This is a genomic window from Methylophilus sp. VKM B-3414, from assembly GCF_032248435.1.
In the GTDB taxonomy this organism is placed as follows: domain Bacteria; phylum Pseudomonadota; class Gammaproteobacteria; order Burkholderiales; family Methylophilaceae; genus Methylophilus; species Methylophilus glucosoxydans.
The window spans coordinates 156,401-172,220 of the sequence record NZ_JAVTLI010000011.1; the positions used below are offsets into that span (position 1 = coordinate 156,401).

Genomic DNA, 15,820 nt, shown 5'->3' on the forward strand with positions numbered 1-15,820 from the left:
AAGAATTAGGAAACTTCATGGCCACTGTCACTACTGCAATTAAAGCCGAAGCACGCGATTTAAACTTTTTTTATAGCAACGGCGCACGCGCACTCAAAGGTATCTCCATGCCTTTGTACGAGAACAAAATCACCGCGCTGATTGGCCCTTCAGGCTGCGGAAAGTCCACTTTCCTGCGCTGCTTCAACCGCATGCATGATTTATATCCTGGCAACAAATACCAGGGCCAGATCGTGATGCATCCAGACAACACCAATGTGCTGGATTCAGGCGTAGACCCCATCGAAGTGCGTATGCGCATTAGCATGGTGTTTCAGAAGCCTAACCCCTTCCCAAAATCCATCTATGAAAACGTGGCTTATGGCCTGCGTGTGCGTGGTGAAAACAACAAACGCATTATGGATGACAAGGTTGAAGAAGCATTGAAAGGCGCGGCGTTGTGGAACGAAGTCAAAGACCGCTTGCATGACCTCGCTTTTAACCTGTCTGGTGGTCAGCAACAACGGTTATGTATCGCCCGTGCCTTGGCCACTGATCCAGAAATCATGCTGTTTGACGAGCCCACCTCTGCGCTGGACCCAATTGCAACAGCCAACATTGAAGAACTGATGGTCGAACTGCGCAGCAAACTGACTATTCTGGTGGTGACGCACAACATGCAGCAGGCAGCTCGTGTGTCCGACTACACCGCTTACATGTATCTGGGTGAGTTGATCGAGTATGATGACACTGACAAGATCTTCACCAACCCCAGCCGCAAGGAAACCGAAGACTACATCACCGGCAAGTTTGGTTAATTGCCCGTCCTATAAAAAACGCCGCAGATTGCGGCGTTTTTTTATGCGCGTTAATCATGCGCTTTCATAACACGTGTTGCGCAGTGAGCCGCCTTCAGCCCAACGGCTAATCCAGCATGCTTGGACTCCAGAACGCCTGCGAGACATAAGGTGAGGTCAACAATTGCTGAATCACCGCTTCCAGCTCGGCTTCACGGATGGCACTGGCCAGCAACATGGCCTCAATTTCAACACAATCGTTACCAAACGCATGCATCTGCAAATGCTTGGTCGGATATTTGGCTTGCTCCAGCGTGCTTTCAAGCAAGCTCATCGCCTCTTTCTGGTAACGGCGCGCAGCAATCACATACACCGTCGTTGTCGCCTCCACATGCAAGGTATTGATGGGTTTGCGGTTGATCTGATTGACGACCGGGCGTAACAAGGTATTGGTCGCCAGCACAAACAAGGTGCCCAAGAAGGCCTCCAGCAACAGGTCAGCACCGGCACACGCCCCCACGGCCGCAGAACCCCATAGCGTAGCTGCCGTATTCAAGCCTCGCACATTGCCCTCTTCACGCATGATCACGCCCGCGCCCAGAAACCCGATACCGGAGACGACATAGGCCACCACGTGCACCGCGCCATCATGCGACATGAGCCGGTTGGCCATATCCACAAAAATGGCGGCGCCAATGGCCACCAGCACATTGGTGCGTAAACCGGCGGTGCGTTGGCGGTATTGCCGCTCAAAGCCGATAATAGCCCCGCAAACAAAGGCCGTCGACAAGCTCAACAATGAGTCGAGCAACGACACCAGATTAATATTTTGCATCGCTTGCAACGTCATGCAACATCCCTTTTCCTAACAACACTCTTGTCAAAACAACACGCTTGGTCTGTGTGAAGAACGTCCAATAAAAAAGCGCCACGAAACTCGTGGCGCTTTGATCAGACGCTCAACCAGGATCAGATGATGATCGTGATTCAGGCGGTACGGCGCAACCCTGGTTCAAGGACAAAAAAGTCAGGATTTAACGCTGCCAGCGGCTGTTTCAGTTTTTCAATCTCGGCGGCAGGCGCGTGCACTTCGAGACGGATAATTTTGGCCAGTTTCAGTGCCTCGGCTAAGGGGGCGGCCACATTCTCAAGATGTGCGAGCAATGATTCAGCGTCCCGGTAGCCTTCACGGCAATGCGCGATATTACCATTGAACGAAAAAGCGTAGTGCAGGCAACCTGCTTCCTGGCGTGTTTTTTCCACGAATGTTGCGCCCAGTGCTTTGAATGCTGCCAGATGTTCGGCTTGTACCTCAAAATAAGGCACCAGCGTACAGCATTGATCGGTTGTAAACATGTTTGATTCTCCTGATGTGTTTTATATTGAGTTTGTTAAACACAAACTTGCACACATCTTGGCTGGGCAATGCCCGAGCGTCAAGCGTCAATCTTCCCGATCGCAGACAAAGGCGCGCGTCGGCGTATTAAGCCGTTGCGGAAGCAGCAAGACTCAAATGCGAGAGCACCAGGCGCTGGTAGCACTCAATCAACTTGGTCGCCTGCGCATCGCTGGACCAGACTTGCTCCACATAGCGCTTGCCCTGTTTACCGATGCGTTCGCGCAATTGGCGATCAATGAGCAAGGTTTGGACTTGTTCGGCGAAATGCAGTTCGTCATCTTTGGCAATCAGGGCGCCCTGCTCCTGACGCAGGATAGAAGCCGTGCCCAACTCGGCAATCGCGACCACGGGCGTGGCCTGCGCCATGGCTTCAAGTAGCACCAGCCCTTGAGTCTCGCTCTTGGAGGCAAACACAAAAATATCTGCCGCCTGATAGGCCGCATTGAGCCCAATGGCACGGTCCAGGTAGCCCAGGAACATGACATGCTGTTGCAAGCCCTTGTCGCGGCTCATTTTCTTCAGCATGGCTTCTGCCGGGCCTTCACCCGTGATCACCAGCAAGACTTCAGGATGATCCTGAATCACCAGAGAAAGCATTTCGAGCAGGAACTGGATATTTTTTTCATATGCAACGCGGCCAACAAACAGCAACAACGGACGCTGAGCGGGAATGCCATACTTCTCACGGAAAGCGGCACCATCACCGGGAATAAAACGTGAGGCATCCAGCCCGGTCGGGATCACGGTAATCGGTGTCGTCACCCCGTATTGTTGCAACACATCACGCATTTGCGCCGAAGGCGATACCACGGTATCCACCTGCTGGCATTGCTTGCGCGAGACCGATTGTGCAATCCGCACCGCCAGACTGCGAGGCACCCAGGGCAAATAGTGGTGCATGTAGTCCTCAAAAAAGGTGTGGTAGGTCTCTACCGCAGGCACCTGCAATTGTTTGGCAATTTTAAGCCCCGCATAATGCGCAATAAACGGCGTATGAATATGGACAAGGTCGTAGTCACCCGTATGCAAATGGCCGGCATAGTCCATCAAGGCGGACCATTTCATCAAATAATCTTCGGGATCAAATACGATCTTGCGGGCATCGATGCGCGTAATCCACTGCTCGTCTTCTGTTTGAGACTGCTCAATCGCCACCGGATATTTGGGCGCAATCAGATGCACCACATGGCCTTGCTGGCGCAAGCTTTGCGCAAATGTGCGGATGCTGGTGGATACGCCATTGACGCGTGGAAAGTAGACATCTGAAATCATTAATATTTTCATGACAAATGCTGTATTGCACAGATTCCATATTAAAAACTTTACAGAGTCTAACAACGCTTCATGATGGTTTTATGACCAAAATCACTTTCATATCAATGTCATACAGACTTCATGCAACTGTCACTTAGCAGGCGCAAAGTGCGCCCATGTTACTGCGAGCCTTACTGATCACCTGTTGCCTGTTATTCGCCCTACCTGGTGAAGCGCATGCCTGGGGATTGTATTCGCATGTGGCATACACTCACCAGTGGTTACAAAGCCTGCCGTTACAAACACTGCCCTTGCTTCCTTTGTCCTGGCTGGGCGTGATCCAGCGTTACCCTTCACTGGTGATGGCTGGTGCCTGTCTGCCCGACCTGGCTGTGGTTTCTCGCTCATTCAGCCATAGCCATGGCTGGGGCATCGGCCAACAGCTCCTGCAAAGCAAAAATGAGCGCCAGCGTGCATTGGGCGTGGGCTATAACCTGCATCTGCTCACAGACGTAGTGGCCCACCAGCACTTTGTGCCGACGTTTGAGGCCAAGTGGCAACACCACAGCCTGCTCACGCACGCCGCGGCCGAGTGGGCCATGGATGCCTATTTGCACCAGCCCGAGATTCCGACCCCAGGCAAACTGTTGCGCATACATCGTAATACCATTGTCGACACCCTGAGCCAGGGCCTGCATTGTGATGCCAGCATCGTGCAGCGCGCCGTCAGCCGCCTGGCCAGTGCCGACCAGGCCTTGCGTTTTTCTCGCATCCCGAATTACCTGTTACAACGTTATCGCAGGCTGGATAACGAGTTTGAACACAAACTGGCGTATTACCGCAGCCAGGTCTCGCTCGCCCTGCACGATATGCCGCAGCTGCTCAATGGCCACTTTCCGTCTTTGCATGCTGAACATATTCACCTGAGTATGGAGCAGCTGGATGACTGGCGCCGCAAATGCCTGCAAGATGCCCGCTTAAGGCCTACGAGGGCGATCCAGGCCTTTGAGCAATATCAGCACCAATGGTTTAACCAGCCTGATTGCTGACGCCACGCAATCAGGCCGCTCAAGCGGTCATCCACACCGCATGGCTTGAAACTTAACGTTTAAACGCCATCTAAGCTAAGACCTCCTCATAAAAGATTCCAGCTCAACCATGCCTCCCCTGCGTTTTTTAATCATCACCACAACCCTGGTCGGGTTACTGCATTACTACATTGGCAGCCGCTTGTTGTCTGGCCTGGACTGGTCAAGCACAGTGTTATGGCTGGGATGGCTGGCACTGGCACTCTCCGCCTTGCTACAACCTGTCGCTTTCCTGGCACGGGGTTTACGTAGCGAAACCCTCCGAGACCGAGTGAGCTGGATCGCCATGACGGTGATGGGGCTATTTTCGTCTTTGCTTGTATTCACTGTGCTTCGGGATGGATTGCTGTTGGCCGTCGCCGGCTTACATGCGACAGGAGTCGTTAAGGTGGACTTTTTATGGCTGGAACGGCAAACCGCGTTCGCTACCTTGCTGATTGCCTGCGTTATCAGCCTGATTGGTTTTTTTCACGCACGTAAACTGGCTCGCGTCATCCATGTCAGCGTGCCGTTACGCAACTTGCCGGCCGCCCTGCATGGCTTCAAGATTGCACAAATCAGTGATATTCATGTCGGCCCGACCATCAAGCAGCCCTATCTGTCACGCATCGTGCAAGCAGTCAATGCGCTCGAAGCGGATTTGATCGCGATTACCGGCGACCTGGTGGACGGGCGTGTGCATGAACTGGCGGAACACACGCGCCCACTGGCGCAGTTATCAGCGCGCCATGGCAGCTTTTTTGTCACCGGCAATCATGAGTATTACTCCGGCGCCCTGGCCTGGATTCATGAACTGGAACGTCTTGGCATACGCGTTTTGCTCAATGAGCATGTGCAACTGCTGCACGGAGAAGCCACCTTGGTGGTGGCGGGTGTGACAGACTATACGGCTGGCAGCTTTTACGAGGATCACCACAGCGACCCTCAGGCCGCCATTGCCGGTGCGCCTGTGGCGGCGCCTAAAATCCTGCTCGCGCATCAGCCACGCTCTGCCGAAGCCGCCCAGGCGGCCGGCTTTGATTTGCAGCTATCCGGGCATACACATGGTGGCCAGTTCTGGCCCTGGAAATACTTTGTGCCCTTGCAACAACCCTATGTCGCCGGGCTGCACCGCCTGCAAGACTTATGGATTTATGTCAGTCGCGGCACAGGCTATTGGGGACCCCCCAACCGCTTTGGTTCCCCTTCTGAAATTACCTGCCTGACCTTGATGCCTGCACAGGATTAATTGCGCGCCCCTGCCGTTCGCCGCATGCGCAAATCGGGCACATAAGTCGCCAGTATCAGCACCAGGGCAGACAGCAGGTAAAAGCTGCGTAAAGGGTAATCGGTGACAAAGCTGGCGGTGGCTGGCTTGGCCGCCAATGCCTGGTAAAAAGCTGGCTGGTCTACGCCTTTGACATAACTACCTTTAAACTCGGCCGCCAGTGATTTTAAATAGTCTTCCTCCAACTGCGACAACATGCGGTCATACTCGGCGTAAGCCACAGGTGGATCTGGCTCATCCTGGCTGGGGTCGGCATAGGTCACGCCAACAGCCCCCGCGTTATTGTTGTCACTCACCGGCCAGTCCCCGACGCGTTTATTGGCAGAGTTGTAGCGCGGAATCGCCACTTTTTCTGCGCCGCCTACACCTACAAAGGTGAAAAACTCACCAATCTGTACCCCGCTCAAGTCCTGTTTGATCGTCACATTGACGCGCGGCGCTTCATCGCCATCCGTAAAAAACAGCATTTGCGCCGGTTGATTGAGCGCATCATAGACATGGGTCGCCGCATGCACGGCAAAGCTCAGGCGACTGTTGCCTTTCCAGGCCATGCGCCATTCCAGGTGGTCGATGCCGTCGGTAATCACATCCAGGTTTTTGCATACCTCCAGCGGCGTTTGCAGCATGGCGATATTATCCGAGGCAAAAATGCCCAGGCTAAAGTATGTGCCACAAGGAGATCGCTGCACCAACTGCTTCATTAAATGCTGGCTATAGGCCAGGCGACTCACAGTCTGCTGATTCAGCAGCACATCCTCTGCATTCATGCTTTGTGACACATCGGCAATCATCAAATAATGCTGCACCTGCTGCTTGAGCTGGACCTCAGGCTTGAGCAGCGCCAAGCCGAGCAGGCCGAGGGCCAAACCGTAGCAGACCGGCTCATAATGTTTGCTTAACCACGCCCATCCACGCATCAGGGTAATCCTATCGGTAAGTTACTGAGTTCCATATGCGATTGCTCCTTGCTACCGGCTTGCATGCCACGTGCCATGACCGAATGCAGCAGCGACAAGTTGAATTTTGCCGTCTGGTCATCCGGTTGCAAACGCAAGGCCTGCTCATAAGCAATTTTGGCCTGGCTAAACGCATAGCGGGCTTCATCCTGAAACGAGCCATCTTCGTTAACCGTGCGTACGAGGCCGGACAAAAACAGGTTGTTGCCAATATTAAAATGGATATGCGGCAGTGCATTGGCAGGCGGCGATGCCTCAAGGGCCTGGCCATAGGTTTGCACCGCATGTTTATAGTCGCCATGCTGACCCTGGTCATACGCCGCAGTAAATTTCTGCAGATAAGCCTGGCCGCCCGTTTTAATCACCTCGCCAGCGTCGATCTTGGCGTTGAGTACGCGTGTAGCGTGTAATTGCCAGCCAAAATACAGTGTTCCTGCCAGGCCTGCCAGCGTCAGGCCCAGCCAGAGTGTATTGGCATGTTTGCGATAGATGCTCATTCGTATACCTTTATCTGTTTAATCAACAACAGGGCCAGCCCCAGCAATAACGCTACGATGATCAAATCCCTGGCGTAATCATGGCCCGGAATCATGATGTCGTACTGAATCAGGTTCTTTTCCTTGGCGTCAATCTCACGCAAGGCGGATTCAAGTGCGGTGGCGTTATCCGCTTCAAATGCCTTGTATTTGATATTGAGCGACTGAAAAAAACGGTCCAGCGCAATCGCCTCGGGCAGATGGTCATCGTCATAGCTGTTTTGCGTAAAAATGCTGATGTCGTCCGGCTCACGCAACACAATCCAGTACAAATTGAGCTTTTTACCCACCAGCTGTTTGCGGATCTGGTATTTGACGCGCGGGCTTAACTTACCGGCGCCGTCGGACAGCAGCACAATCGCGCGTGAGCCGGTACTGGGAATCTGCTCGAACAGGGTCACGGCATGCGTAATACCCGCCCCGATATTGGTCTGGTTAATGGCTGGCCCCGTCGCTGCCTGGATCGCAGCGTGAATACCGTCGCGGTTGGTGGTGATTTTCATGCCATACAACGCTGAATTGGTAAACCCCACCACCCCCATCATGTCATCAGGCCGTGAGTCAATAAAGGCGGTAATCAGCCGTCTGGCCGCCGCAGACTTGATTTCAGCGGCGCGCCCGCCCACGCTTTGCCCGGCAAACGGATGGTCCATACTGACGCTGCGGTCAATCACAAACACGCTTTGCGCGCCCTTGCCTATTTTCTTTTCCTGATGACTATCGCCCTGCAATCCGGCCAGGGCCAGCACCAGACACAATAGCATCAGACCCGTTGCGACCTTGACCAGCAGATGAATGCGCTCGGAGAACGGATCGTCCGGCACCATCTCCAGCCACGAGTAAGTTTGCGCATGGCGGCTGGTCAGCAAAAACGGGATGGCAATCACCGGCAACAGGAGTAAAAACCAGGGACTCAGGCTGTGCATCAGACGCCCCGCTCACAACTGCGCAACTGACGTGTCAACATCTTGCATTGCTGCAGATAATCGGCTGCCGCAGGCAGCTGGTCACCATAAAGCAGCGTATTGGATTGCGCATAAAACTGCTGAATCTGGTCGGTATACGCCGCAAATGCAGGCTGTTTGGCGACAAACATAGGGACCTGACTGGCCAGCATCTGCTGGCCAAAATGCTGGTTAAAGGCTTGCTGCATCGCCAGTGCTGCCCGGGTTGCCCCCTCCTGGGTGGCGGGCAAGCGTTGCAGGCGCCGATAGGCCTGAGCGAACGGGCCATTCAGCATGGGCAACCAGGCCCAGCTGGCATTGCGGTATAGCAAAATTAAACTGCCCAGCAAAGCCAGCCCCCCACTGACCAGCAAGCCTAGGCTTAAGGGGTGTGTGTCCAGTAAGACTGCGCGGTGCTGGCCCAGCAAGGTAGGTTTGGCCGGTTGCATCCGGTCAGGCAGTTGCGCCATCAGCCAAAAGCGCCAGGCGGGTAGCGTCACGCTGGCGCCACTCGTAAACACAATCGGTTCGGGCGGTAAGGCTAATTGCACGGGCTGGCCGCTGCTGGCAAACACCTGATACTCAAACGTCAGCGTATACACCGTTTTGCCCGCTTCTCTGGCATGCGTCTCTTGCACCTGCCTTAACTCGATACCGTTACGCTGCACGCCCTTGATTGGGAGCTTGTCGGGCTGCAGTTGCAGCGACTCAGGGACGGACAGCGTGATGCGCCGTTGCAGGACATCGCCAATCTGAATGCCTGCATAGTGCGCAGGATTTTGCAGATGCAACACCTGGATGGCCTGGGCTGCAGAGGAGGCGACCGCTTGAGGGGCAGACGTATCCTCTTTGGCCAGGGATTCGGCCTTGACTGGTGCCATCCAGATCAAGCCGGTTAAGCAAACTATCAAAAATGGATTCATCGCCACACGCTATTGAATAAGTTGTTCAAAATAATCGGAAAGCATCGCCGCTTCAAACGCGCCTGTGACATACAACGGGCGAATCTCAAACCTGGCGAATAATTGATCCAGCGCTTGCTTGCGCTGCTCAAACTGCGCCACAAAGCGGGCACGCAAAGCGGGCCGAAAAAAAATGGTTTTTTGCTGTCCCGTCTCGGGATCTTGCAAATTGCCAAAGCCCAACCGTGGCAAGCGCTCATATTCCTGCGGATCCCATAACACCAGCGGGATCACCTGATGGTTAGACAGACTGTTCAGACTTTGCTCAATCAGCGACAAGGGCAGGTGAAAATCCGAGATCCAGAACACCAGTCCTTTTTGCTGCCCCAGCCAGGCCGTCGCCTCTACAATCCCTTGTCCATCCTGAGGCCCCGCCTCAACTTCTGTCAGTTGCGCAATGGTGTCAAAGGATTGCTGGGCGTGGTGCCCGGGCGCCAGGCTGAGCTCTGGCAGCACTCGATGCTGGTAGCAAACCATGCCGAACAAATCGCTGTTTTCATGGGCAGAGCAGGCAACCGCAGCCGCTATCGCCTGCAAGGTTTCATACTTGCTGACGTGCCCCTTGAACTGCATGGAACTGGACAAATCACACAAGGCATACAGCGGTGTGGAAGCCTCTTGCTTGAAAACCCGGATCTGGATCTGTTCATAAGGGTCACGCAAGGTTTGCCGCAAATCCAGCCGTCTGGCATCTGGATAATCGACCAGCGAGACATGCTTGCTGAACTCATCACCAATGCCGCGCTGAACCCCCTGATGCGCTCCGCTATGCACACTGGCTGAACGCCACGGCACCTGGTAAAAAAAGGACTGTACTTTATCGGGCATCATGGTCTGGCATCATGCGGCTTTGGCCCGTTCCGGGACACTGACCGTGGCAAGAATCTGCTGGGTCAGCTCTCGGGACAGTTGCGTACGGCGGCTCTCGAACATCGGATTCAATACCAGGCGGTGCGCGATGATTTCATGAAAGACGGCATGGATATCCTCTGGATACAAATGCTCGCGCTGCATGAGCCAGGCATGCACGCGCGCGGCCTTGAGCAGCATCCCCATGCCGCGCGGGCTGGCGCCGGTATGAATCAGGCGGTTAACATCCACACTCTCCAGACGCACGCCAAACGCTGCCGGGGATTGCGTCGCCTGCCACAAATCCAGCGCATACTCCTGTAACACGTCACTGGCCTGAATATGGCTTTGCAGCACATCTGAAAACGCATTCAGCTGATCATAAGCCAGCACGCCGGACTGGACTTGCTGCGTGAGGCGCTCTGCATGCTGGAATTTGACATCAAACATCAGGGCCTTGCGCAAGTCGCGATCATCTGGAATATCAATCGGGATTTCCATCATGAACCGGTCTCGCGCCGCGGAAGGAATCTCGAACGTTTCATTTTTCTCGACCTGGTTACGGTCCGCAAAGACCAGCATATGCGGCAAGCGGTATTCTTTTTTAAAGGCGTTGACATGACGCTCGGCCATGACCCGCAACATCAAGGCATGAACTTGCGGGCGGGCACGGTTGATTTCGTTGAAGAAAAAGACCGACAGTTGCTCACCGGCGCGCAGCAACGGCCCCTCTTCGACCTTGGGGCGACCATCTTCACCGAGAAAAGTATGGTAAATGAGGTCATTGGGCATCAGGTCTACCGTGCCCTCAATGCGCTCATAAGCGCCGCCCAGCCCCCGCGCAATCGATTGCAGCAAGGTGGTTTTACCCACCCCCACGCCACCTTCGAGCAAGACATGACCGCGGGCAAAAATGGCAATATTAATGGCGCGGATGGCCTGGTCCTGACCCACCACCGTTTTTTTCACTTCATGCTCCAGCGTCAGCGCATGATCGCGCCAGTCCGCCAGTTGGCTTGCTACAGATGCAGATGTCATTGTCTATCCCTTGTTAAGCAATGCAGCCAGGGCTATGATGCCAATCGGGCCGCTGAAAAGATGAATGAACCCCTGCTTGCATTTTAGCCAGTCACACGATAATATGCAGACAGGTCTGTTCACTTTTTTCCAGTCTACTTCAGCCAACAAAAAAAAAGCAAGCGAATTTTAGGGGTCACCGGGTGAATTTTTTAGCGATTGTGAATCAGACCAGGCAGTCCATGACGCGCAGGGGCATGACCTATGCCAGCCAGGCGCTGTGGCGCTTGGGGCTGCGGCAATGGGCAAAACATGCCCCGTTTTACCAGTTGCGTGATGCACTGATGGATTGGAACCAGCAACGCATTCAACGCAGCGGCAAGGCGGTTGCGTTAAATGCGCAGGATATTGCGGCATTGCGGCAATTACTGGAGCAGGCGCAACAGCAATCCAGTGCAGCCCTGCCAGCCTCCCTGCTCGACCAGTGGTTTTTCCTGGCCGTTGGCGCCATACAGGTGCATACACAAACAGGCTCAGCGCGTGCATGGCAATTGTTTGAGCAGTCTGTGCATAGCCAATTGGGCAGCACAACATGGCAGCGCAGCTGGTCATTTGGTGCACTGGTCAGCCTCTGCGTGATCTGGATGAGCTTGAGTACGGCCCCACACAAGCCTGTCACAGAAGAGGCCTCCCCATTAGAGACCGCAGTCAGCCATGCTGGCGGCGGCACGGCAGACCCGGTGACATTGAGTTTACTCAACCTGGCCTACCAGAAAATGCAAAGTGGCAGTTGCCAGTTACCTCAGGCAGCGATGTTACCAGAAGCCCAGCGTCAGGCCTTTTTGATGTTTGTGACTGAAGGCAAGGTGGATGTGGACCAAGTGGAGCATTTAAGACAAGCCCTGGGCTATGTCAACTGCTTGTATCCGCAAGAGTTGATGCGTCCGCAAGGACGGGATCGTTTACCAAGAGAATAAAAATACTAGCCCTGAATCGGGAAAAAAGGGATATACCAGATGAACATGCGAGATAAAATTCTGAACATTGCAAGCACGCTGTTTGACAGCCGTGGCATCCAGGCTTCTGGCGTGGATACCATTATCCTCGAAGCCGGAGTTGCCAAGGCGACGCTATACAAACACTTTCCGAGCAAGAATCTGCTGATTACCGCCTATTTGCGTGACAAATCGGACAAATTTTACGCCTGGCTCACCGCTCAACTCACCTCTCGCAAGGCAGAGTCGCTGGAGTTATTGCTGTTATTGTGTGAATTGATGGAGCAATGGATCAGCCAGCCCGCGTTTCGCGGCCTGCCCTTTCACATTGCCGCCGTCGAATTTCCTGAGCAAGATCATCCGATCAATCAATACTCAGTGGTGCTGTCCAAGGAGTTGCAAGGCTTTTTATGCAAGATTGCCCGAGACGCAGGGGCCAAAGACCCAGAGGCGCTCGGCCAGCAGTTGACCATTCTGTTTGAAGGCGCTGCCCTGGTGGAGCGCCTCACACCCAATACTGGCGCCGCCAACCGTGCCAAACTGGCGGCCATGACCTTGGTGCGTAATGCCATTTAACGAAGCTCAGTCGTTGTTTGGGTCGGCATGAAGTCTTGCGTCAATCACCGGCCCATGGTGCTGGCTATCGACGCAAGCGCCTCCTGACTCGCCATGCACGGCTTGTATGGTCATGCCTTGATGGACGGTCATTACCAGGTTGGCCAGCAAGCCTATCTCTACACTAGCCGCAATTTCTCCCGCTTGTACCGCAATCGAAAAGCGCTTGCCTAATTTCTGCTCCATGGTCATGCGATAGCCATTCAAAAAGGCTTTCATGACTTCGGCTTCGGTGCTGCAAGCCAGTGCGCCTTGTGTAACCTGACACCCTGCAGGATGGTGGGTTTCAGCCAGCATAGTGGCGGCTTGCGTAGGGATGTGCTCTATCACCTGTCGCGCGGTCGGCTGGCTCAGCGCCGCTACCAGAAAGGCGGCAGACCCTTGCACGTATTGCTCGACGGCCTTCTGGTACAACGCTTCCTTGCAAGCATAGGCCGTGCCTTGTTCATCTGCATCGCTTCCATCAGCGTACTCTTACGGCCATATTCATAAATATATTGGCAGAGATTCCAGCAAGGGGGAGCACTCAGGAGGCCGCACTGAAAAAAGCGTTGACATAGAATATATACATGACTACCGAGCTGCCCGCCTTACCGCAAACCTTGGCTACCGTTCTTTTTACAGCCAATGTCATTCGAACTGACACTAGAAAATTGCCAATTCTGTCAGCATCTTGTTGATCACAACTTGGCTGCTAAGCTTAACCCAATGGCTCCCCTGAATTAACACATCCGCCCTGCCTTGCAGGGCTTTTTCTTCGCTGCAATCCCTGCTGTATTTTTTCAGCAGACACAGCACTTGATATGTTTCCATATTTGTGGAAATATAGAAACATGAATAAAGAACAAGCGCTCACTGCACTGTCTGCCATTGCCCAATCAGCACGACTGGACATTTTTAGATGCCTGGTCCAGGCAGGGCCGGAAGGCCTGGCGGCCGGCGTGCTGTCAGACTCATTACAGATTGCGAACAGCACGCTGTCTTTTCATTTGAAGGCGCTGACCCATGCCAACCTGATTTGCGCCCGCCAGGAAAGCCGTTTTATTTATTACACGGCCAACTATGCACAGATGAATGGCTTGCTGGCTTATCTCACCGAAAACTGCTGTGGCGGCGATAGCACCTGTTGCCCTGAGCTACAATGTTTACCAACCTCCAAGGAAACCTGATGAAACGTATGCACCTGCATGTCCGCGTAACCGATCTGCCACAGAGCATCCGCTTTTATTCAATGCTGTTTGGGATTGGTCCTAGCGTTGAAAAGGCAGACTATGCCAAATGGATGCTTGAAGATCCGCGCGTGAATTTTGCCATCAGTGCCCGCGGCCAGGCACCTGGGCTGGATCACGTTGGCATACAAGTAGAAACCGCCGATGAACTGGAAGTGATTCAGGCACGATTGCAAGCGGCAGACATGGCGGTGTTATCACAAACCGACACCACTTGTTGTTATGCCAAATCGGATAAACATTGGGTGCAGGACCCCTCTGGCCTGGCCTGGGAAAGCTATTTGACGCTGGAAAGTGCACCTACGTTTAACGATGCAGGGAAAACAACTGCTTCAGCCCCCTGCTGCACCCCGATGGCACAGCCAGTCAGTATTCAAATCAAAAAGAAGGATGTTTAAGCCGATGACAAATCAAGCTTCAGGTATTGGAAATTTTGAGCGCCATCTGACCTGGTGGGTACTGGCGTGCATTATCACCGGCATCGCACTGGGCAAACTTGCCCCAGATTTTTTTCAGGCATTGGGAGCGTTGAAATGGGCAGAGGTGAACTTGCCCGTGGCCGCCCTGATCTGGCTCATGATTATCCCCATGCTGCTCAAGGTGGATTTTGGCGCCATGCGCGAGGTACTGGGGCATGCCAAAGGCATCACGGTCACCCTGGTGATTAACTGGCTGGTGAAGCCGTTTTCCATGGCTTTGCTCGCCTGGCTGTTCATTCGTCACCTGTTTGCCGACTGGTTACCCGCCGAGCAGATTGACAGTTATATTGCCGGGCTGATTTTACTGGCCGCCGCACCCTGTACAGCGATGGTATTTGTCTGGAGCAATTTATGCCAGGGTGAGCCCAAATTCACCTTGTCGCAGGTGGCTATCAATGATGCCATCATGCTGGTCGCGTTTGCCCCCCTGGTCGCACTCCTGCTGGGCCTCTCCAGCATCATCATCCCCTGGCAAACCTTGCTGGTGTCAGTGAGCCTGTTTATCGTTGTGCCACTGATATTGAGCCAACTGCTACGGCGTTGGCTGCTGGCAAAAGGGCCTCATCGATTCGCAGCCACCCTGCAAACCATCCAACCCTTTTCCATGGCGGCATTATTGTTGACGCTGGTGTTGCTATTTGCTTTTCAAGGCGGGCAAATCCTGTCGCAACCGTTGGTGATTGCCTTGCTGGCAGTGCCGATTTTGATCCAGGTCTATTTCAACGCCCTGCTGGCCTACTGGCTGAATAAACAATTCAAGGTCGCCCATTGTGTGGCGGGCCCCTCTGCACTGATTGGCGCGTCTAACTTTTTTGAACTTGCTGTGGCGACAGCGATTGCTTTGTTCGGGTTTGACTCGGGCGCCGCACTTGCAACAGTGGTCGGCGTGTTGATAGAAGTGCCAGTCATGCTATCTATCGTCGCCATCGTAAACCGTTCCAAACATTGGTATGAAAGTGTGTAATATGCGCATCCTGTTTTTATGTACCGGCAACTCCTGCCGCTCCATCATTGCCGAAGCCACCTTTAATCACCTTGCGCCGGCAGACATGCGGGCACAAAGTGCCGGCAGCCATCCTACGGGTGAGGTGCATCCTCGCTCAATTGCCCTGCTGCAGGCCAAAGGCATTGCCACAACAGGCTATTTCAGCAAGTCCTGGGACGAGATTGGGGAAACACCTGACATTGTCATCACCGTCTGCAGCAACGCAGCCGGTGAAACCTGCCCTGCCTATCTAGGCAATGTGCTCCGGGCACATTGGGGGGTGGATGATCCAGCCAAGGCGACTGGCACCGAGGCTGAGATTGCGGCCAGCTTTGAGCAAGCCTACCGGATTCTGCGCACGCGTATTGAAGCCTTCCTTAAGTTGGAAAACACAATATATCAGGACAGAGTAGCGCTACAGACCGTCTTGCAGCAGATAGGTCAACTCAGTTAAGTAGCGCGTATGCTA

19 protein-coding genes are annotated in these 15,820 nt (G+C 53.9%); 9 read left to right on the plus strand and 10 right to left on the minus strand.

The window, feature by feature from the left end:
* The first annotated feature begins 17 nt into the window (after nucleotides 1-17).
* Nucleotides 18-797 (plus strand): phosphate ABC transporter ATP-binding protein PstB, encoded by a 780-nt coding sequence (gene pstB, locus Q9292_RS11825; RefSeq protein ID WP_194748145.1) that lies wholly within the window; start codon nucleotides 18-20, stop codon nucleotides 795-797.
* 106 nt (nucleotides 798-903) lie between these two features.
* On the opposite strand, the gene Q9292_RS11830 is transcribed toward pstB, so the two are convergent.
* From Q9292_RS11830 to Q9292_RS11840, 3 genes are all read right to left on the minus strand, one after another.
* Nucleotides 904-1,626 (minus strand): MgtC/SapB family protein, encoded by a 723-nt coding sequence (locus Q9292_RS11830; RefSeq protein WP_228518754.1) that lies wholly within the window; start codon nucleotides 1,624-1,626, stop codon nucleotides 904-906.
* 137 nt (nucleotides 1,627-1,763) lie between these two features.
* Nucleotides 1,764-2,132 carry a putative quinol monooxygenase gene (locus Q9292_RS11835; protein ID WP_313988280.1) on the minus strand — a complete coding sequence of 123 codons (369 nt, stop codon included), beginning with the start codon at nucleotides 2,130-2,132 and terminating at the stop codon, nucleotides 1,764-1,766.
* Between the two features lie 127 nt (nucleotides 2,133-2,259).
* Entirely contained in the window at nucleotides 2,260-3,459 is a 1,200-nt protein-coding gene (locus Q9292_RS11840) for a glycosyltransferase (protein WP_313988282.1), read from the minus strand.
* Between the two features lie 146 nt (nucleotides 3,460-3,605).
* On the opposite strand from Q9292_RS11840, the gene Q9292_RS11845 reads away from it, so the two are divergent.
* Nucleotides 3,606-4,478 (plus strand): zinc dependent phospholipase C family protein, encoded by an 873-nt coding sequence (locus Q9292_RS11845; RefSeq protein WP_313988285.1) that lies wholly within the window; start codon nucleotides 3,606-3,608, stop codon nucleotides 4,476-4,478.
* Between the two features lie 109 nt (nucleotides 4,479-4,587).
* A complete protein-coding gene (locus tag Q9292_RS11850) occupies nucleotides 4,588-5,745 on the plus strand; it encodes a metallophosphoesterase (RefSeq protein ID WP_313988287.1) in 1,158 nt (385 codons plus the stop codon).
* Here the strand turns inward: Q9292_RS11850 and Q9292_RS11855 are convergent.
* The 6 genes from Q9292_RS11855 to Q9292_RS11880 are packed head-to-tail and all read right to left on the minus strand — an operon-like array spanning nucleotide 5,742 to nucleotide 11,069.
* On the minus strand, nucleotides 5,742-6,701 hold the full coding sequence (locus Q9292_RS11855) for a VWA domain-containing protein (protein WP_313988291.1): 960 nt from the start codon (nucleotides 6,699-6,701) through the stop codon (nucleotides 5,742-5,744). The genes Q9292_RS11850 and Q9292_RS11855 overlap by 4 nt on opposite strands.
* Nucleotides 6,701-7,237 (minus strand): hypothetical protein, encoded by a 537-nt coding sequence (locus tag Q9292_RS11860; protein ID WP_313988293.1) that lies wholly within the window; start codon nucleotides 7,235-7,237, stop codon nucleotides 6,701-6,703. Before Q9292_RS11860 ends, Q9292_RS11855 begins: the two co-directional genes overlap by 1 nt.
* Nucleotides 7,234-8,202: a vWA domain-containing protein gene (locus tag Q9292_RS11865; protein ID WP_313988295.1), complete on the minus strand. Its 969-nt coding sequence runs from the start codon at nucleotides 8,200-8,202 to the stop codon at nucleotides 7,234-7,236. Before Q9292_RS11865 ends, Q9292_RS11860 begins: the two co-directional genes overlap by 4 nt.
* Entirely contained in the window at nucleotides 8,202-9,131 is a 930-nt protein-coding gene (locus Q9292_RS11870) for a hypothetical protein (RefSeq protein WP_313988298.1), read from the minus strand. Before Q9292_RS11870 ends, Q9292_RS11865 begins: the two co-directional genes overlap by 1 nt.
* Nucleotides 9,132-9,152: 21 nt before the next feature.
* Nucleotides 9,153-10,013 (minus strand): DUF58 domain-containing protein, encoded by an 861-nt coding sequence (locus tag Q9292_RS11875; RefSeq protein ID WP_313988301.1) that lies wholly within the window; start codon nucleotides 10,011-10,013, stop codon nucleotides 9,153-9,155.
* A gap of 9 nt (nucleotides 10,014-10,022) precedes the next feature.
* Nucleotides 10,023-11,069, minus strand: coding sequence for a MoxR family ATPase (locus tag Q9292_RS11880; RefSeq protein WP_313988303.1), 1,047 nt, complete (start codon nucleotides 11,067-11,069; stop codon nucleotides 10,023-10,025).
* Nucleotides 11,070-11,251: 182 nt separating this feature from the next.
* Between Q9292_RS11880 and Q9292_RS11885 the strand changes: the two genes are divergently transcribed.
* Both Q9292_RS11885 and Q9292_RS11890 read left to right on the plus strand, forming a co-directional pair.
* Nucleotides 11,252-12,025, plus strand: coding sequence for a hypothetical protein (locus tag Q9292_RS11885; protein WP_313988306.1), 774 nt, complete (start codon nucleotides 11,252-11,254; stop codon nucleotides 12,023-12,025).
* A 39-nt stretch (nucleotides 12,026-12,064) separates the two neighbouring features.
* Nucleotides 12,065-12,619: a TetR/AcrR family transcriptional regulator gene (locus Q9292_RS11890; RefSeq protein ID WP_275355772.1), complete on the plus strand. Its 555-nt coding sequence runs from the start codon at nucleotides 12,065-12,067 to the stop codon at nucleotides 12,617-12,619.
* 6 nt (nucleotides 12,620-12,625) lie between these two features.
* On the opposite strand, the gene Q9292_RS11895 is transcribed toward Q9292_RS11890, so the two are convergent.
* Complete coding sequence (locus Q9292_RS11895; protein ID WP_313988309.1) at nucleotides 12,626-13,072, minus strand: hypothetical protein; 447 nt, start codon at nucleotides 13,070-13,072, stop codon at nucleotides 12,626-12,628.
* Between the two features lie 419 nt (nucleotides 13,073-13,491).
* On the opposite strand from Q9292_RS11895, the gene Q9292_RS11900 reads away from it, so the two are divergent.
* Genes Q9292_RS11900 through Q9292_RS11915 form a run of 4 tightly spaced genes read left to right on the plus strand, consistent with a single transcriptional unit; the run spans nucleotide 13,492 to nucleotide 15,805 of the window.
* Nucleotides 13,492-13,827 (plus strand): metalloregulator ArsR/SmtB family transcription factor, encoded by a 336-nt coding sequence (locus Q9292_RS11900; RefSeq protein ID WP_313988312.1) that lies wholly within the window; start codon nucleotides 13,492-13,494, stop codon nucleotides 13,825-13,827.
* Entirely contained in the window at nucleotides 13,827-14,285 is a 459-nt protein-coding gene (locus Q9292_RS11905) for an ArsI/CadI family heavy metal resistance metalloenzyme (protein ID WP_313988314.1), read from the plus strand. The genes Q9292_RS11900 and Q9292_RS11905 overlap by 1 nt, the downstream gene beginning before the upstream one ends.
* Nucleotides 14,286-14,289: 4 nt before the next feature.
* Nucleotides 14,290-15,330 carry an ACR3 family arsenite efflux transporter gene (arsB, locus tag Q9292_RS11910; RefSeq protein ID WP_313988317.1) on the plus strand — a complete coding sequence of 347 codons (1,041 nt, stop codon included), beginning with the start codon at nucleotides 14,290-14,292 and terminating at the stop codon, nucleotides 15,328-15,330.
* A gap of 1 nt (nucleotide 15,331) precedes the next feature.
* Entirely contained in the window at nucleotides 15,332-15,805 is a 474-nt protein-coding gene (locus Q9292_RS11915) for an arsenate reductase ArsC (RefSeq protein WP_313988485.1), read from the plus strand.
* Nucleotides 15,806-15,820: the final 15 nt, after the last annotated feature.

Bases quoted from the DNA above. Each gene is read 5' to 3' on its own strand.
- Q9292_RS11890 (WP_275355772.1), top strand. From the start codon at position 12,065: ATGAACATGCGAGATAAAATTCTGAACATTGCAAGCACGCTGTTTGAC.
- Q9292_RS11830 (WP_228518754.1), bottom strand. From the start codon at position 1,626: ATGACGTTGCAAGCGATGCAAAATATTAATCTGGTGTCGTTGCTCGAC.
- Q9292_RS11905 (WP_313988314.1), top strand. From the start codon at position 13,827: ATGAAACGTATGCACCTGCATGTCCGCGTAACCGATCTGCCACAGAGC.
- Q9292_RS11845 (WP_313988285.1), top strand. From the start codon at position 3,606: ATGTTACTGCGAGCCTTACTGATCACCTGTTGCCTGTTATTCGCCCTA.
- Q9292_RS11860 (WP_313988293.1), bottom strand. From the start codon at position 7,237: ATGAGCATCTATCGCAAACATGCCAATACACTCTGGCTGGGCCTGACG.
- Q9292_RS11855 (WP_313988291.1), bottom strand. From the start codon at position 6,701: ATGCGTGGATGGGCGTGGTTAAGCAAACATTATGAGCCGGTCTGCTAC.
- Q9292_RS11835 (WP_313988280.1), bottom strand. From the start codon at position 2,132: ATGTTTACAACCGATCAATGCTGTACGCTGGTGCCTTATTTTGAGGTA.
- Q9292_RS11850 (WP_313988287.1), top strand. From the start codon at position 4,588: ATGCCTCCCCTGCGTTTTTTAATCATCACCACAACCCTGGTCGGGTTA.
- arsB (WP_313988317.1), top strand. From the start codon at position 14,290: ATGACAAATCAAGCTTCAGGTATTGGAAATTTTGAGCGCCATCTGACC.
- Q9292_RS11915 (WP_313988485.1), top strand. From the start codon at position 15,332: ATGCGCATCCTGTTTTTATGTACCGGCAACTCCTGCCGCTCCATCATT.
- Q9292_RS11865 (WP_313988295.1), bottom strand. From the start codon at position 8,202: ATGCACAGCCTGAGTCCCTGGTTTTTACTCCTGTTGCCGGTGATTGCC.
- Q9292_RS11875 (WP_313988301.1), bottom strand. From the start codon at position 10,013: ATGATGCCCGATAAAGTACAGTCCTTTTTTTACCAGGTGCCGTGGCGT.
- Q9292_RS11880 (WP_313988303.1), bottom strand. From the start codon at position 11,069: ATGACATCTGCATCTGTAGCAAGCCAACTGGCGGACTGGCGCGATCAT.
- pstB (WP_194748145.1), top strand. From the start codon at position 18: ATGGCCACTGTCACTACTGCAATTAAAGCCGAAGCACGCGATTTAAAC.
- Q9292_RS11840 (WP_313988282.1), bottom strand. From the start codon at position 3,459: ATGAAAATATTAATGATTTCAGATGTCTACTTTCCACGCGTCAATGGC.
- Q9292_RS11900 (WP_313988312.1), top strand. From the start codon at position 13,492: ATGAATAAAGAACAAGCGCTCACTGCACTGTCTGCCATTGCCCAATCA.